The sequence below is a fragment of the Streptomyces sp. NPDC034049 genome (assembly GCF_055575575.1).
Window position 1 is genome coordinate 337620 of record NZ_JBVISJ010000007.1, and the last position, 15464, is coordinate 353083.

Genomic DNA, 15464 nt, shown 5'->3' on the forward strand with positions numbered 1-15464 from the left:
TGTCAGGGAGTGTCGCCGTCACTGCCGCTGCGCGAACGCCGCCCGCAGTTCCGGGGACCCGACCGCGCCGACGCCCCGGACCGCCACGGAGACGAGGTCCGCCAGGTCGCCTCCGCCCCGGCCGGCGACGGTCCGCAGCACCCGCATCCCCTCCGGTGTCGCCCACCGTGTGCCCGGCTGCCGCTCGACCCGTGCGATGACCAGGCAGCTGAGCGTCAGCACCAGCGGCAGCGCGAACCACAGCGCGACCAGCGTCCGGTGCTCCTCGAACCCCTGCACGGGCAGCATCAACGCCAGCGCCCCCAGCACGCACACGCCCAGCGCGGCGCCCCGTACCTGCGTGACCGCGTCGGCCACGGCCGTGCGCGCGGCGTCGGGCACGGCCAGCCCCGCCGCGACGAGCCGGTCGGAGAGACGGCGTACGGGATCCGCGGCCGCGGCGGTCCGCCGTACGGGCGCTATCCGGGCCTGCCCGCCGGGGCCTATCGCGTCGATGACGGAGCGCTCCAGGTCGTCCCGGCCCTGCGGGTCCACCACCGTCACCCAGCCGGTGTGCGCGAGCAGGAGCCTGCGCCGGCCGGCCATGGAGACCAGGGTGAGGTCGGCGACGCGGGCCGGACCGCCGGAGAGGAACGCCGCCTCGTACAGCGTGAGCCGGTGGCAGTGGTGGGCGTGGTCGGCGTGGACGTCGGAGTCGGCCGCCGCCGCGCGCATCGAGGTGAGACAGAGTCGGGCACAGGACACGCCGGCGGCGGCCCAGGCCGGCAGGAGGAAGAGGACCCAGAGCATGGCGTGTTTCTATGCGCCGGTCCCGGGCCGCATCGGGCGTTGTCCGTAATCCGCAGGGAAGGTGGCCGCTCTCTTCCGTTTGTTCGCCGTCGCGGCCCGCAATTGCCAGGACCGGGCGGCGGCGGGCGGGCGGCGTCGCGGGGGCTCTGCCGGGGCTGCCGCGTCGGCGTCAGCCGTCGTCCACCGGGCCGTTGGCGGCCGGGGGCAGGGTGTAGGTCGGCGACGGGTCCGGCCGTGACGGGACGGGCGAGGGGGTCACGGGGACGGGGGAGCCGGGGTCGTTCAACGGAGTCGGCGGCGTGGGGGAGTTGGTGAGGGGCGGGGCGCTCGCCGAGGCGGCGTCGCGGGCGATCGCGTCGTAGTCGACGAGCCCGGTGGCCTCCAGCGCCTTGATGTGGTCGAGGACGGTGGTGTTGGCGTCGTCGGCCAGCTCACGGACCAGCGAGTTGCGGGTGGTGGCCCGGACCTGGGCGACGACGGAGAAGACCCTGCCGTGCGCGAGGCGCGCGATGTTGGCGAACTCGCGGTCGTAGGTCTCGCCCTGCGCCGCCGTCAGGGTGTCCAGCCATTCCTTCTGCTGGTCGCTCGGCTGGTTGGGCAGGGGCAGCGCGAGGCGGGCGGCCACGTCGCGGACCCGCGCGTCGAGGAAGGTGTGCCCCTCGACGAGATGCTCCCCGGCGGTGCGGACGGCCTGGGTGGTGCCCTTGGTCTGCGCCTGCTGTCCGGCCGGCAGCTCCCACAGCCCCGCCAGCCTGACCTTGGTGACGAAGTCCCGGTCCAGGGCGGACAGCGGGCCGTACTGCGTCGTCACGGTGGAGGCGTTGAGCACGCTCACGCCGGTGCCGGAGCGGTCCGCGTACGACCAGATCGGGAAGAGCAACGCGACGAGCGTCGCCGTCAGTCCGGCGACGATGAGTCCTGTGCCACTGAACGGTCCCCCTCTGCCGTCGGTGGTTCGCATGGTGCCTCCTGCGCACGGCACCGCACGCTGGTGCGCAACGGGTGCTTGTCGGCCTACACACCGGCATGTTACTGCCCGGTCCGAGTCAACTGCCGTATGAGGAGGAACGGTTGAGGAGGGGACAAAGGCCGTCGGATGGGGCGCGGGAAAGGGTGGGCGAATCATGCCAAACCATGGCGCACGAGACGGTAAACCCGTGTGGGGGACATGGGTCTGTTAATCGCAGCACATTCCCGCGGCCCACCCCCCTCGCCTCACCGGCGCAGCAGCACCCTGCGGGTCGCGCGGGCCAGCCGGGCCGTCGGCCGTTGCGAGAGCGGCACGGGACCCGAGCGCTCCAGCCACCAGCGGCGCACCTCGCGCAGGACGGCCGCGTCGTCCGGGCGGCCCGTGAGCAGCACGTGCTCGGCGAAGGAGAGGGCGTCCCGCCGGTAGCCGTCGGTCATCGGGTGGCCCTGCGCGTACGCGACGAAGGCCGGCCGGTACGACGCTCCGAGGATCTCCGGGAGCTCCGGCGCCACCTTGGCCACCACGTCCGCCCGCTTGGCGGCGAGGGCCCGCGCCTGCACGCCCAGCCGCACCCGGTCGAACCCCTCGGGCACCGGGGTTCCCGCGACCAGCGCCGACAGCAGCGCCGCCTGTGCCAGCCCGAGCCGCTGCCGGGCGACGGGTTCGGCCTCCTCGACCGCCTCCTCACGGGCCGTCGGCACGGCCTCGACCGCCTTCGGTTCGGCCTTCTTCAGCACCCCTCGGATCGCCCCCAGCTCCCGCTCCAGCTCGCCCGGCTCGGGGAAGTTGTCGTCGCGCTCCAGGAGCACGCCCGGCGGGGTGACCCGGGAGGCCAGGTCGGCGAGGACGTCGAGGACCTGCTGCGGGACGGGGTGGGCGTGGCTGTCGTGCCAGACCCCGTCGCGCTCGAAGCCGCCCGCGACATGGACGTACGCGATGGCCTCGACCGGCAGCTCGTCGAGCGCCTTGGCGGGGTCCTCGCCCCGGTTGACGTGGTTGGTGTGCAGGTTCGCCACGTCGATGAGGAGGCGGACGCCGGTGCGGTCGACGAGGTCGTAGAGGAACTGCCCCTCCGTCATCTCCTCGCCCGGCCAGTTGATGAGCGCCGCGATGTTCTCCAGCGCCAGCGGCACCGGCAGCGCGTCCTGGGCGATCCGGACGTTCTCGCACAGCACGTCCAGCGCGTCCCGGGTGCGCGGCACCGGCAGCAGATGGCCGGCCTCCAGCAGCGGCGACGCGGTGAGGGCGCCGCCCGCCCGGACGAAGGCGATGTGCTCGGTCACGAGGGGGGCGCCCAGCGCCTCCACGCGCTCCGCGAGGGAGCGCAGGCGCTGCTCGTCGGGGCGGTCGGCGCCGCCGAGACCGAGGGAGACCCCGTGCGGCACGACCGTGACGCCCCGCTCGCGCAGCCGCAGCAACGATTCCGCGATGTGGCCGGGGCAGACGTTCTCGGCGACGACCTCGACCCAGTCGACACCGCCGTCCGCTCCGGCCATGCGCTCCACGGCGTCGGCGATCTCCGGCCGCCAGCCGATCCCCGTCCCCAACCGTGCGATCTGCTCCATCGTCCCCGTCCCCTCCTCGGTCACGTCGGCCACGGCTTCACCAGGACCCTGTGTGTCTCCTTACGGCGGACCTGTGTTCCGGCGTGACGGAGTCATGGCCCCGACAGCCGGGGCCGAACCCCGAGGAGGGGACCTTCAGAGCAACATTTGAGCTTTCTACTGGACCTGCGGCTGCCCCTGGTCCTTGTTGATCTCCTCCGGGTCGGGACGACCGGTCGGGACCGCCCCCGACTCGAACGGCGACGGCTTCGACTGCACGTCCGGGTTGGTGGACGGCACCGCCGGGGGCGCGGCGGGCGGCAGCTGGCCGGGGACGGGCGGCGGCGGGCCGGTCGGGCTGGCGGTACCGCTGACCGAGTTGTCGGCGATCGTCGCGAAGTCGACCTCGCCGGTCTTCTCCAGGATCGTGATGTGGTCCAGCACGGTCTGGTTGGCGTCGGAGGCCAGCTGGCGGATCAGCGTGTTGCGGGTGGAGTTCCGCACGGTGGCGATCGCCGGGAAGATCTTGCCGTGCGCGGCCCGCAGCAGGTTCGCCCACGTCTTGTTGTACTCGGCCTCGGTCTTGGAGGCGGTCATCTGGTCCAGCCAGCCCTGCTGCTCCGCCGTCGGCTGGTTCGGCAGTTCGACGCCCAGCTTCGCGGCGATGACCCGCGACCGCTTGTCGAGGTCGGTGTGGCCCACGATCAGGTGGTCGGCGGCCTCTCTGACGGACTGGCTGCCGCTGCGCTCCAGTGCCTGCTGACCGGCCGGCAGCTCCCACAGGCCCGCCAGCCGCACCCGGATCAGCAGGTCGCGGTCGGCGGGGGTGAGCGGCCCCCACTGCGTGGTCACCGTGTCACCGGTGAGCGCGGCCGCGGCTGTCGCGTTGCGGTTGGGGTACGAGTAGAAGATGGGGTAGGCGACCGCGGTGAGTGTGCCGGCGATCGCCAGGGCGACGAGCACAGAGCCCTTGGAGCGTCGCAAATGAGCCTCCCGGAGGAAACCAACTGATCGTTGGGGACTGAACTGTTGCTTGGGGCGCGGAGCGTGACCGCGAGGGTGTGGCCGGGCCTGTCGGGCCCCGGGCCGCCGCCCGGAGGCGGCGCCGGGGGCGCGTCAGATCGTGCCGTTGGCGATCGCGTCGAAGTCGACCTGGCCGGTCTTCTCCAGCATCGTGATGTGGTCGAGCACGGTCTGGTTGGTGTCCGAGGCCAGCTGGCGCACCAGGGTGTTCTCGGTCATGTTCCGCACCTGCCCGATGGCCGGGAAGATCTTGCCGTGCGCGGAGCGCAGCAGGTTGGCCCAGACCCGGTCGAACTGGTCGTCGGTCGCGTTGTCCATCTGCGCGAGGAAGCCCTGCTGCTGCTCGTTCGGCACGTTCGGCAGCTCGACGCCCATCTGGGTGGCGACGTTCCGCACCCGCTCGTCGAGGTCCTTGTGGCCCACGATCAGGTGGTCCGCCGCCTCCCTGACCTCGGGGCTCTTCGACCGCGCCATGGCCTTCTCGGCGGCGGGCAGCTCCCACAGTCCCGCGAGGCGTACGCGGATGATGAGGTCCCGGTCGGCGGCCGTCAGCGGCCCCCACTGGGTGTTCACCGTGCTGGCGGCCATGTTGGCCTGCGCGGTCCCCGAACGGTCGGCGTAGGACCATACGGGGAACGCCAGCGCGCCGACGGTGACGACGAGAGCCAGGCCGGCGATGAGCGAGCCGTTGAGACGCCGCAAAGTGATCCTCCCGGGTGATGCCAACTGGTCGTTGGGGCAGTTGCTTGGCCAGTACCGGGAAGTACGTGCGGTGCGGTGGAGTTGTTCAACGGCCTTTGAACCGGCTGAGAAAGGCGCTCAGGCGGACACGATTCAGCGCGGCCCGGGCCCAGGGTCCGCCGCCGCTCAGCCGCTCAGCCGCGCAGCGGCCGGTGGTCCGCGACCACCGTGCAGGAGCCCGGGGCGATCTCCGTGAAGCCGGCGTCGCGTACGACGGGGAGGCCGGACGTGGTGAGGGTCTGCCAGTGGGCGGGGGCGGCGGTGCGGACGGCGAGCGGGAAGCCCGCGTCCCGCCAGGCGGCGCGGGCCGTGTCGTCCAGGTCCCACCAGGCGAGCTGGGCGCCGTGGCCCGCCTGGGCCATCGCCTTGCCCGCCGACATCTCCACCTCGGGGTTCAACCACAGGATCGGGGCCGCGGGTTCCGGGTCGGCCGGCGGCTCCGGGTCGTCGAGGTCCGTGCCGGAGACCTGGAGGCGGGCCAGGTCCTTGGGCCACCCGTCGAGCGGGACCGGCGGGAACACGCGTACCTCGGCCGTCTTGCCCGTCACCGTGATCCCCGGCAGCGCCTCGGCCCGCCGCCACTCCGCGCCGCGCGCCCGTCGGACCACCTTGCGGATCCGAGCGTCCTGCCAACTCCGCATCGTCTCGGCCCACTCCCCGCCCAGCGACCGCGCGTCGCTCAGCATCACCAGCACCGCCCGCGCCGCCGTCTCCAGCGCGTCCGTGCGCGCCGGGGGCGAGGCCTTCTCGATGTGCGCGACCAGCGGCAGCACGAACTGCGGTGCCTCGTCGCGGGAGGTCCGCTCGTCGCGGAAGGGGCTGTCCGGCGTGGGGCTGTCCTGAGGGGCGTCACTGGTGGTCACCCGCCCAGTCTGCCAGGCACCGGACGCGTTCCCCCGCCCCCGCTCGCTCGCCTGTACGAGGATGGGGACATGGAACGTGAGTCACTGCTGAGGCTGGAGGGGGTCGGCCGACGGTACGGCTTCCGTGGCGACTGGGTGCTGCGCGGCGTCGACCTGGAGATCGCAACCGGCGCGCTGATCCGGGTGGAGGGCGCGAACGGCACCGGGAAGTCGACGCTGCTGCGCGTCCTCGCCGGGCTCGACGCCCCCACGGAGGGCCGGGTGACGGGACGCCCGCAGACGGCGTACGTCCCCGAACGCTTCCCCGCCGCGCTGCCGTTCACCGCCGTCGAGTACCTCACCCACCTCGGTGCCGTGCACGGCCTGGACCGCCCGTCCGCCGCCCGCGCCGCGCACGCGTGGCTGGAGCGCTTCGGGGCCGCCGCGTACGCCCGTACGCCGATGGCGGAGCTCTCCAAGGGCAGCAGCCAGAAGGTCGCCGTCGCCCAGGCGCTGCTCGCCGAACCGGAGTTGCTCGTCCTCGACGAGGCGTGGACCGGCCTGGACACCGACGCCCGCGCGGAGTTGGAGCGCGTGGTGGTCGAGCGGACCGCCGCCGGTGCCGCGGCGGTCTTCGTCGACCACGACCCGCGCCGGCTCGCGGGCGCCTCCGACGCGACGTACGCGGTGGTCGACGGCGCGCTCGACCTCCGGTCGGACGAAGGGGACGCCTCGGCGGGTGCCTCCGTCGTGGTCGAGGCGCGGGGAGCGGCGGACGCCCAAGTGCCGGCCGAGGTGGGCGGGTTGGCGGCCGGGGTGGAGGAATCCCGGTCGGGCGCCCACCACTTCACGGTCCCGGCGGCCCGGTCGGACGCGCTGCTCAGGGCGTTGCTCGGGGCGCGTCCCGCCTGGCACGTGGTGCGCGTGACCCCGGTGCCCGAGACGGCCGACGCGCCCGAGCGGGCCGGCCTGCCCGCCCCCGCGGCCCCAGCCCAGATCCCGACCTCGACCCCGGAACCTGAACTGGAAGTGGAAAGCTCCTGATGACCGCCCTCCTCCGCTACCAGGCGGCCCTGCTCGTCCGCTCCCAGCGCTGGTTGCCGCCCGTCATCCTGTACGCGGCGTTCCTCGCCATCGGGGTGCAGAGCGGACAGCCGGTGCTCGACTCGCTCGGCTACACGGCCGCCGCGCTGCTGCCCGTGTCGGCGTGGCTGACGCGGATCTGCGTCACCAACGAGCCGCCCGCGGCCCGCAGTTGTACCGGGGCGGCGGCGGGCCCGGGGCGTGCGCACCTGGCCTGCGTCCTGGTCGCGTTCGCGGCGGCCGCGCTCCTCGGGACGGCGGCCACGCTCTTCGTCACGTTCATCAGCGCCCCCACGAGCACCGACCACCAGACGCGCGTCGAGGCACTCCCGGCGGCCGGCGCGGGCCTCCTGGCCGCCCTCGTCTGCGCCCTGGTCGGCACGGCCGTCGGCGCGCTCACGAACTGGCCGTTGCTGCGGTCGCCGGGCCGGGCGGTCCCCGCGCTCCTGCTCGGCGCGCTGCTGGCCCTGGTGGTGGCCGGTTCCCCGGCCAGGGCGGCCGTCACGGCCCTGGTCGACGGGTCACGGCACGCGACGATCCCCGTCCCCGTCCTGCCCCTGCTCGCGGCCGGGCTCCTCACAGCGGCCGCGACCGCCGTGGCGTGCGCCCTGACCAGGCGCCGCTCAGCCTGAACAGGCGGTCCGCTCGGCCTCCCGCCAGTCGCACACCGGACACAGGGTGATCCCCTTGTGGGACTCCGGGTACTCGGTGGGCTGCCGGCACAGGACGCACTCGGCGAGGGGAGGGCCGTCGGCGCCCCCCGTCGCCCGGGCCCGCGCCGGATCCGGTGTCGCGGCCGTCCCCTCGCCGCCGCAGTAGTCGTCGCTCATACCTCCAGCGTAGAGCGGCCGCGCACGGATGCGCTCAGGGCACCGCCACGGCCTTCGCCGCCGCCGTCCCGACCAGCTCCGACACCTTCACGAACCGGAAACCGCGCGCCCGGAGCGCCGGCACGATCTTCCGTACGGCCCGCTCCGTGACCGGCGCGGCACTCCGTGTGCAGTGCATGACCACGACGGACCCCGGCCGCACCCCGTCCAGCACCTCCCGCACCACGTCGTCCGGAACCGTCGCGAACGCGTCGCCGCTCGTCACGTCCCACTGCACCGCCGTCACCCCGGACGCGCTGAGCCTGCGCAGCGCGCGGCTGTCGTAGCAGCCGCCGGGGAACCGGAAGTACGGCATCGGATCGCTGACGCCCGCCTCCCGAAACACGCGGTATGCCCGCTCCAGATCCGCCCGCATCAGCGCGGGCGCCATGGTCGGCAGGCCGTAGCAGTTCTCGGTGAAGGCGTGATGGCTGTACGAGTGGTTCGCGACCTCGAACAGGGGGTCCCGCCCGATGGACCGCGCCTGGATCGGGTACTCCTCGACCCACCGCCCCGTCATGAACAGCGTGGCCGGAACCTTCAGCTGACGCAGCGCCGCGATCAGCTCCGGATTGTCGAACCGTTCCCCCGCGGCGGCCCGCTCGCCCTGGTCCGCGGTCATGTCCGCGTCGAAGGTGAGCGCGACGGTCTTGTCGGTACGGCTGCGCGGACCGTGCTCGAACACCGGGGTGAGCCCGGCGGGGCCCGGCGCGAGCGTGGGCGGCCGGGACGCCGACGCCGCCGAGGGGCTGGCGGTGGCGTTGACGATGCGCGTCGAGGCGTGCGGGGTGCCGCAGGCGGTCAGGGCGACACCGAGTGCGCCCAGCGCGCCCAGCGCGCGGAGCGCGGTGCTGCTTCGTGCGGGACTGATCACCGTACGAAAGTACGGCGATGGGGTCAGCCGACAGTCGGTTCAACTGCCCAACGCCGGGGAGTCCGCCCCGAAGTCACCCGCCTGGGCGATGAAGGGACCCCAGGCGGCGTGGGAGAGGGTGAGCGCGGGACCGGCGGGACGCTTGGAGTCACGAACGCGGACGACGGAGGGGAGGGGGGCGACTTCTACGCAGTCGTCGCCCTGGGCACTGCTGTAGCTGCTCCTGGTCCAGCGCGGTGCGGTGGTGCTCATAGCTCTCCTCGCATTCTCTTCAACAGGCCCACGGAGTCCTGCGGGGAGAGGGCCTGCGAACGCAGTCTGGCATAGCGCAGGGAAAGCTTGGCCACCTCCTTCCTGTCGGCGATCAGGCGCCCGCTCTCCTGACCCTCGGAGTACGCGTACCGCTGTGCGTCAGGGGTTTCGAGGAGGCGGATGGGGCCGGCCAGACAGGCGTGGTGCTCGGTGCGCACCGGCATGATCTGGAGGGTGACGTTGCGCAACGTGCTGGCCGCCAGCAGGTGGTCGAGCAGATCGACACAGACGTCCGTGCCGCCGAGGCGCCGCATGAGCACGGCCTCCTCGATGACGAAGTCGAACGTGGTCCTGGGCTCGTCGCGGAACAGTGTCTGCCGCTGCAAGCGTGCTCTGACGAGGGCCTCCAACTCGTCGTCGGGCAACGGCGGGACGTCCTCGGCGCACAGGGCCCGCACGTACGACTCCGGCTGCAACAGGCCCGGCACGAGCCGGCACTCGTACGTGCACAGGCTCACCGCGTGCCGTTCCAGTTGGGCCCACCGGCGGAACCACGACGCCAGGCCCGGTTGCCGTGAGACATGCTTCGCCGCCCTGCGCAGCGCGCCCGTGTCCCCGAGCACCCGGTCCGCCCGCTCCACGAACACCTCGTCCGCCATCCGCCTGCCCAGCTCGATCGAGGCGACCGTGTGCACGCTGAAGCGCACCAGCGGAGCGAACTGCTCCCGCGTGTAGCCGTGGTGCTCGCGCAGCGCCTGCACGAACGCCCCGAACGTCTTGAGACTGTCGGACGGGTCCGGCTCCCAGTCGACACCCATGCTCGGCCACCTCCAGATGAGTCGGATCTCCCCACGATCAACTCACCCAGCGTCACGAACGGTTACGCGTACTGTCCATCGAACAGGCGTGTACGGCGCGGTGCCGTACATGCTCGCCGCGCGCCGCCGCTACCAGTCGGTGAGGTCCACCAGGAGATCGCAGTGCGGGTCGTCGGGGCTGGGCCGGTGCCGTTCGTCCTCCTCCACGAGGGAGGGGAGTGCGGAGATGAGGGCGGTGACGGCGTCGGCGGGACGGATGTCCGCGCCGATGACCCGCGTGCCGTCGGGGTGTCGGACGTACAGCCGCAGCAGGCCGTCGCCCCGCATCAGGAAGCCGATCAGGAAGGGGTCCTCGTCGTCGCCGGGGTCCGACAGCGCGCGCAGCACGCCGAGGGTCCGCTCCTCCTCGGATTCGGGGGCGGGGGTGATCCGTTCCGGGTGGAGCCGGATCAGCGTCATCCCCATGACCTCACCGATGTCGCCGCTGCTGTAGAGCTGGGTTCCGGCCAGGGTGGTGCGCAGGATGCCGGGGATGTACGCGGGGGCGACGACGTCGTGGGGGATCTCGTAGAGGAAGGTGATGCCCTCCTCGGGGTCACCGGCGTGGACGGCGATCCGTACGGCCGCCGGGGCGGGCAGGACGCCGAGCAGGCGGCAGCCCTCGGAGAGGGGCCTGTTCAGGTGGTACAGCAGCAGACGGCTGACGGCCGCCTGCTGCTCCCGGTCCTCGGAGTGCGTCACTTGTTCCCTGGGTCAGTGGGTCATGTCCGGCGCCACGGGCCCGTGACCGCGAAGGTCGTGCCCGGGGTGTAGCAGTTGACGTACATCGTCTCGCCGTCGGGGGAGAAGGTGACGCCCGCGAACTCGCCCCATTCCGGTTCCTCGGCGGTGCCGATGTTCTGGGCGTTGCGGGCCATGGCGTAGACCTCGCCGCGGCGGGTCACGCCGTAGACGTGCTGCGCGCCGTTGCCGTCCTCGCAGACCATGAGGCCGCCGGAGGGGGCGAGGCAGATGTTGTCCGGGGATTCGCCGGGGAGTTGGAGGTCGGTGTCGGGGCCGAAGGCGATGACCAGGGTGAGGGTGCGGTGGTCGGGGTCGTAGCGCCAGATCTGGCCGTAGTGGTCGGCGGCCGAACCGTCCGAGCTGCGGGCGAAGGAGGAGACGAAGTAGACGCAGCGGCCGCCCCAGTAGCAGCCCTCCAACTTCTGCGCGTGGGTGATGCCCTTGGGGCCGAAGTCCTGGTGGCGGATGGGGGTCTGCGCGGCCAGGGGGTCGGGGACGTCGACCCACTCGATGCCGTCGAAGCAGGCTCCCGGCTCCTGGATGGGGGAGAGGTCGGGGACGCCCGGGACGCGCATCGCCTGGAGACGGCCGCCCGCGCGCAGTGAACCGAGGCCGCCCTTGGGCCTGTCGGGGAGGAAGCGGTAGAAGAGGCCGAAGGGCCGCTCGAAGGCGTCCTCCGTCTCGTAGACGACTCCCCGCTTGGGGTCCACCGCGATCGCCTCGTGCTGGAAGCGGCCCATCGCGGTGAGCGGCACGGCTCCCGAGCGCCGCGGGTCGGCCGCGTCGACCTCGAAGATGAAGCCGTGGTCCTTGGTGTAGCCGTTGGTGCCGGCCTTGTCCTCGTTCTCCTCGCAGGTCAGCCAGGTGCCCCAAGGGGTGGGCCCACCGGCGCAGTTGACCGCGGTGCCGGCGATGGCGACCTGCTCCGAGAGGACCTTGCCCCGGGCGTCGAGCGTGAGGGACGTACAGCCGCCCTTGCCCATCGGGTCGTAGGTGAGGCCCTCGATCGTGGGGACCGGGATCCGGCCGTTGTGGCGGTTCTCGTGGTTGCGGACGAGGTGGACGCGACCGTGTCTGCCGGGGAAGGCGGACATGCCGTCGTGGTTGCTGGGCACCGTTCCCTCGCCCGAGCGGAGGGGGTCGCCCTCGCGGGAGAGGACCCGATAGCGGAAACCTTTCGGCAGGTCGAGCAGGCCGTTCGGGTCGGGGATCAGGGGGCCGTAACCGGAGTGGCCGAGGGTGCTCTGCGCGGTGGCCGTGCCCACGAAGAGCTCGGAGAGGGCTCCGGTGAACGCGATGCCTGCGATACCGGCGCCCGAGCGGGCGAGGGCCTGACGGCGGGTCACTGACACGGGGAAACCTTCCTGTTGGCGGACAGGATGTGACCCGCCTGTGTGTATCACGCGGTCAACGCCACGTGAACCACGCGCGTAGAGGTCGGGGGCGGAGTCGTCCCCCGTGTCACCCGGTCGGAGGGGGCGGGAAGGGTGGGGCGGGGGGAGACGCGGGGGGTGCCTGGGGAGGTGTGGGCGGGAGGTCCGACGGGGGGCCGGCCTGGGATCGTTCCAGGAAGCGGAGGAGTTCCACCGGGAAGGGCAGGACGAGGGTGGAGTTCTTCTCGGCGGCCACCGCCACCACCGTCTGGAGCAGGCGGAGTTGGAGCGCGGAGGGGGTGTCGGACATCTCCTTCGCCGCCTCGGCGAGCTTCTTCGACGCCTGAAGCTCCGCGTCCGCGTTGATGATGCGGGCGCGGCGTTCCCGGTCGGCCTCGGCCTGGCGGGCCATGGAGCGCTTCATGGTGTCGGGCAGGGAGACGTCCTTGATCTCGACCCGGTCGATGGTGACGCCCCACTCCACGGCGGGGCTGTCGATCATCAGCTCCAGGCCCTGGTTGAGCTTCTCGCGGTTGGAGAGGAGGTCGTCGAGGTCGCTCTTGCCGATGATCGACCGCAGGGAGGTCTGGGCCATCTGGGAGACGGCGAACCGGTAGTCCTCGACCCGCACGATCGCGTTGGCCGCGTCCACGACCTTGAAGTAGACGACCGCGTCGACACGTACGGTGACGTTGTCGCGGGTGATGCCCTCCTGGGCCGGGACGGGCATCGTCACGATCTGCATGTTGACCTTGCGGATGTGGTCGATGCCGGGGACGACCATGGTGAAGCCGGGCTTTCTGGGGACGCCCCGCAGCCGGCCGAGGCGGAAGACCACGCCCCGTTCGTACTGCTTGACGACTCGGGCCGCGGCGGCGACGTAGACGACCGCGGCGGAGCCGATCGCCGCGGCGGTGATGAGCAGCGTCTCGACCATGACGACCCCCTGAGCCGTCCGCTCTCGGTGCGTGATGGGTGCGTATACCACGATATGCCGGAGGTAGGGGGTGGGGCGAGTGCCGGCCGGGGGTGGGGGTCTCGCTCACCGGCGCTTGCCGGGTGCCGCCTGCGCCCACCCGTGCCGCCCCAGCGGCACGATTGCCCGCAGCGAGGGCAGCGTGCGCCGGGACGGCACAGGTGGACGGTTCAGGGTGAGGTCAGAGCGTCGCCGACGTCGCCTTCTCCGGTTCCGGGACCGTCATCCGGACCGGTTCCGTACCTGCCGTGCTGTGGCGGGCCGCCCAGTTCTCCAGGGCGGTGCGGCAGGCGTGGTCCAGGTGGTGGAGGCCGGTGAGGTGGAGTTCCACGGGACGGTCCTGCGGGAGGGACTCCAGGCTGTCGAGGATCTTGGGCAGGCGCAGGAAGGTCGCGTTGCCGGAGAGGTAGGCCTGGACCGGTCCCGCGCCCTTGTCGATGACCTCCAGCTTGATGTGCGAGGCTTCCCAGGCGGTCTTGGCCACGGACAGCGCCAGACCGATCAGGACACCCTCGAACATGTTGACCGTGACGATCGCCACCGCCGTGGCCACCAGGATCAGCGCCTCGCCCCGGTGCGTGCGCCAGAGGGAGACGATCCCGCGGAACGGGATCAGCTTGAAGCCCGCGTGGACCAGGATGCCGGCCAGGGCCGGCAGCGGTATCAGCGCGAGCGCGCCCGGCAGCACGGCCACGAAGAGCAGCAGCCAGACACCGTGCAGCACCCGGGAGGCCTTCGTCTTCGCGCCGGCCTGGAGGTTGGCGGAGCTGCGCACGATCACCGCCGTCATCGGCAGCGCGCCCAGCAGCCCGCACACCGTGTTGCCGGCGCCCTGGGCCATCAGCTCCTTGTCGTACTCGGTGCGCGGACCGTCGTGCATCCGGTCCACGGCCGCCGCGCTGAACAGGCTCTCCGCGGAGGCGATGAGGGTGAAGGCGAGGATGGTGCCGAGCAGTGCCACGTCGGCGAGCTGGCCGAAGGCGTCCAGGCCGGGCGGCTGGATGACGTCCAGCAGTCCCTTCACCTCGACGTTCGCCACCGGCAGGCTGAAGGCCAGGGTGGCGAGGGTGGCCAGCAGGACCGCGGCGAGCGCGCCGGGGACCAGCTGGACCTTCTTCGGCAGCCGCTTCCACAGCACCATCACCGCGATGGTGCCCGCGCCGACCGCCAGCGAGGCGAGGGCGGTGGTGCTGCCGACGGCGTCGACGAAGGCGCCGGGCAGGCCCGCGATCTTGTCGATGCCGGAGGCGGGGGCCTTCAGGCCGGCCGCCGCGTAGAGCTGGCCGGCGATGATCACCAGGCCGATGCCCGCGAGCATGCCCTCGACGACGGAGACCGATATCGCACGGAACCAACGGCCCAGCTTCAGCGCGCCCATGGCGAGCTGGAGCAGACCGGCGGCGAGCACGATCACACCGAGGGCGGGCAGCCCGAACTGGCGGACGGCCTCGAAGACCAGCACGGTCAGACCGGCCGCGGGGCCGGAGACCTGGAGGCTGCTGCCGGGCATCAGCCCGGCGACGATACCGCCCACGATGCCGGTGACCAGGCCGAGTTCGGCCGGGACGCCGGAGGCGACGGCGACGCCGACGCACAGCGGGAGGGCGACCAGGAACACGACGAGCGAGGCGCCGAAGTCCTGCCGCAGATGGGGGAACCTGGGGGACGGGGACTGAGGAGAGGTCGTGGAGTTCATCTCGGACACCTGGCCGCCGGTCACAGGGTCTCGAACGTGTCGGAGTCCGCGCGGTGTTCGCGCACGGCACCTGTGTGGACCTCGTAGTACCAACCGCGCAACCGCATCCGTCCGTCCGCGAGGCGCTTCTCCACGCACGGGTAGGAGCGCAGGCGCAGCAGCTGGCTGAGGACGTGGTTCTGCACGCCGTCGGCGACCGTCGGGTCCTCGACCGCTCCTTGCGGGCGGGGGGTGGCGTTGGTCAGCCAGTCGCGTACGGCGGGTACGGCGTCCAGGTCGTCGCCGCGCACCAGGGCGCCCACGGCACCGCAGTGCGAGTGTCCGCAGACCACGATGTCGGTGACGCCGAGGACCTCCACGGCGTACTCGATCGTGGCCGTCTCACCGGTGGGGCGGTCGGCGGTGTACGGCGGGACGATGTTGCCGGCGGTGCGCAGTTCGAAGAGCTCGCCGGGGCGGGCGCCCGTGATCAGGGCCGGGACGACCCGCGAGTCGGAGCAGGTGATGAACAGGACCTCGGGGGACTGGCCTTCGGCCAGCCTGGCGAACTCCTCAGGGCGCTGTCCGAACGTACGGGCGTTGTCGATGAGGGGCTGCATGATGTGGTGACTCCTCCTGGCGCGCCTCGTGGCGCGTCGGGCTTGCACGACAGAGTGGGGGGAACGGGCGCTCCGCGGCTCAGCAGCGGAAGACCTGGAGAGCGGCCGGGGTGTGGGCCGTGAGAGGTCTCGACGCCCGGTGGTAGGGGGCCGAGGGCCGTTCGGGTGCGCTCGCGGTCGCCGGGTTCTCCCCCAGCGGCGGGCGCGCGGGCGTCCCGGGAACGGCGTGGGC

17 protein-coding genes are annotated in these 15464 nt (G+C 72.4%); 2 read left to right on the plus strand and 15 right to left on the minus strand.

Annotation, left to right across the window (positions count from 1 at the left end; genetic code table 11):
- Positions 1–18: 18 nt before the first annotated feature.
- From ACZ52C_RS22435 to ACZ52C_RS22460, 6 genes are all read right to left on the minus strand, one after another.
- Positions 19–789, minus strand: coding sequence for a TIGR04222 domain-containing membrane protein (locus ACZ52C_RS22435; RefSeq protein ID WP_469076390.1), 771 nt, complete (start codon positions 787–789; stop codon positions 19–21).
- 169 nt (positions 790–958) lie between these two features.
- Positions 959–1750, minus strand: coding sequence for a DUF4142 domain-containing protein (locus tag ACZ52C_RS22440; protein WP_469076391.1), 792 nt, complete (start codon positions 1748–1750; stop codon positions 959–961).
- A gap of 254 nt (positions 1751–2004) precedes the next feature.
- Complete coding sequence (locus tag ACZ52C_RS22445) at positions 2005–3324, minus strand: MbnB/TglH/ChrH family RiPP precursor modification enzyme (RefSeq protein WP_469076505.1); 1320 nt, start codon at positions 3322–3324, stop codon at positions 2005–2007.
- 156 nt (positions 3325–3480) lie between these two features.
- A complete protein-coding gene (locus ACZ52C_RS22450) occupies positions 3481–4287 on the minus strand; it encodes a DUF4142 domain-containing protein (RefSeq protein WP_469076392.1) in 807 nt (268 codons plus the stop codon).
- 132 nt (positions 4288–4419) lie between these two features.
- A complete protein-coding gene (locus tag ACZ52C_RS22455) occupies positions 4420–5028 on the minus strand; it encodes a DUF4142 domain-containing protein (RefSeq protein ID WP_469076393.1) in 609 nt (202 codons plus the stop codon).
- A gap of 173 nt (positions 5029–5201) precedes the next feature.
- Positions 5202–5930: a peptidyl-tRNA hydrolase gene (locus tag ACZ52C_RS22460; protein ID WP_469076394.1), complete on the minus strand. Its 729-nt coding sequence runs from the start codon at positions 5928–5930 to the stop codon at positions 5202–5204.
- A gap of 69 nt (positions 5931–5999) precedes the next feature.
- Here ACZ52C_RS22460 and ACZ52C_RS22465 point away from each other — a divergent pair, with 69 nt between their 5' ends.
- Entirely contained in the window at positions 6000–6953 is a 954-nt protein-coding gene (locus ACZ52C_RS22465) for an ABC transporter ATP-binding protein (RefSeq protein WP_469076395.1), read from the plus strand.
- Entirely contained in the window at positions 6953–7624 is a 672-nt protein-coding gene (locus tag ACZ52C_RS22470; RefSeq protein ID WP_469076396.1) for an ABC transporter, read from the plus strand. The genes ACZ52C_RS22465 and ACZ52C_RS22470 overlap by 1 nt, the downstream gene beginning before the upstream one ends.
- On the opposite strand, the gene ACZ52C_RS22475 is transcribed toward ACZ52C_RS22470, so the two are convergent.
- The 9 genes from ACZ52C_RS22475 to ACZ52C_RS22515 form a co-directional block, all read right to left on the minus strand.
- Entirely contained in the window at positions 7616–7822 is a 207-nt protein-coding gene (locus tag ACZ52C_RS22475; RefSeq protein WP_469076397.1) for a hypothetical protein, read from the minus strand. The two genes, ACZ52C_RS22470 and ACZ52C_RS22475, sit on opposite strands and share 9 nt — an antisense overlap.
- 34 nt (positions 7823–7856) lie before the next feature.
- Complete coding sequence (locus tag ACZ52C_RS22480; protein WP_469076398.1) at positions 7857–8735, minus strand: polysaccharide deacetylase family protein; 879 nt, start codon at positions 8733–8735, stop codon at positions 7857–7859.
- A 39-nt stretch (positions 8736–8774) separates the two neighbouring features.
- On the minus strand, positions 8775–8987 hold the full coding sequence (locus ACZ52C_RS22485) for a DUF397 domain-containing protein (RefSeq protein ID WP_060886989.1): 213 nt from the start codon (positions 8985–8987) through the stop codon (positions 8775–8777).
- On the minus strand, positions 8984–9805 hold the full coding sequence (locus ACZ52C_RS22490; RefSeq protein ID WP_469076399.1) for a helix-turn-helix domain-containing protein: 822 nt from the start codon (positions 9803–9805) through the stop codon (positions 8984–8986). The genes ACZ52C_RS22485 and ACZ52C_RS22490 overlap by 4 nt, the downstream gene beginning before the upstream one ends.
- A 129-nt stretch (positions 9806–9934) precedes the next feature.
- Positions 9935–10546: a hypothetical protein gene (locus tag ACZ52C_RS22495; RefSeq protein ID WP_469076400.1), complete on the minus strand. Its 612-nt coding sequence runs from the start codon at positions 10544–10546 to the stop codon at positions 9935–9937.
- 20 nt (positions 10547–10566) lie between these two features.
- Positions 10567–11934 carry a PhoX family protein gene (locus tag ACZ52C_RS22500; protein ID WP_469076506.1) on the minus strand — a complete coding sequence of 456 codons (1368 nt, stop codon included), beginning with the start codon at positions 11932–11934 and terminating at the stop codon, positions 10567–10569.
- 115 nt (positions 11935–12049) lie between these two features.
- Positions 12050–12898 (minus strand): slipin family protein, encoded by an 849-nt coding sequence (locus ACZ52C_RS22505; RefSeq protein ID WP_469076401.1) that lies wholly within the window; start codon positions 12896–12898, stop codon positions 12050–12052.
- Between the two features lie 220 nt (positions 12899–13118).
- The gene (locus ACZ52C_RS22510; protein WP_469076402.1) at positions 13119–14633 is read right to left on the minus strand and encodes a SulP family inorganic anion transporter; all 1515 of its coding nucleotides are present in this window, start codon (positions 14631–14633) and stop codon (positions 13119–13121) included.
- A 20-nt stretch (positions 14634–14653) separates the two neighbouring features.
- Entirely contained in the window at positions 14654–15232 is a 579-nt protein-coding gene (locus tag ACZ52C_RS22515) for a carbonic anhydrase (RefSeq protein ID WP_469076403.1), read from the minus strand.
- Positions 15233–15464: the final 232 nt, after the last annotated feature.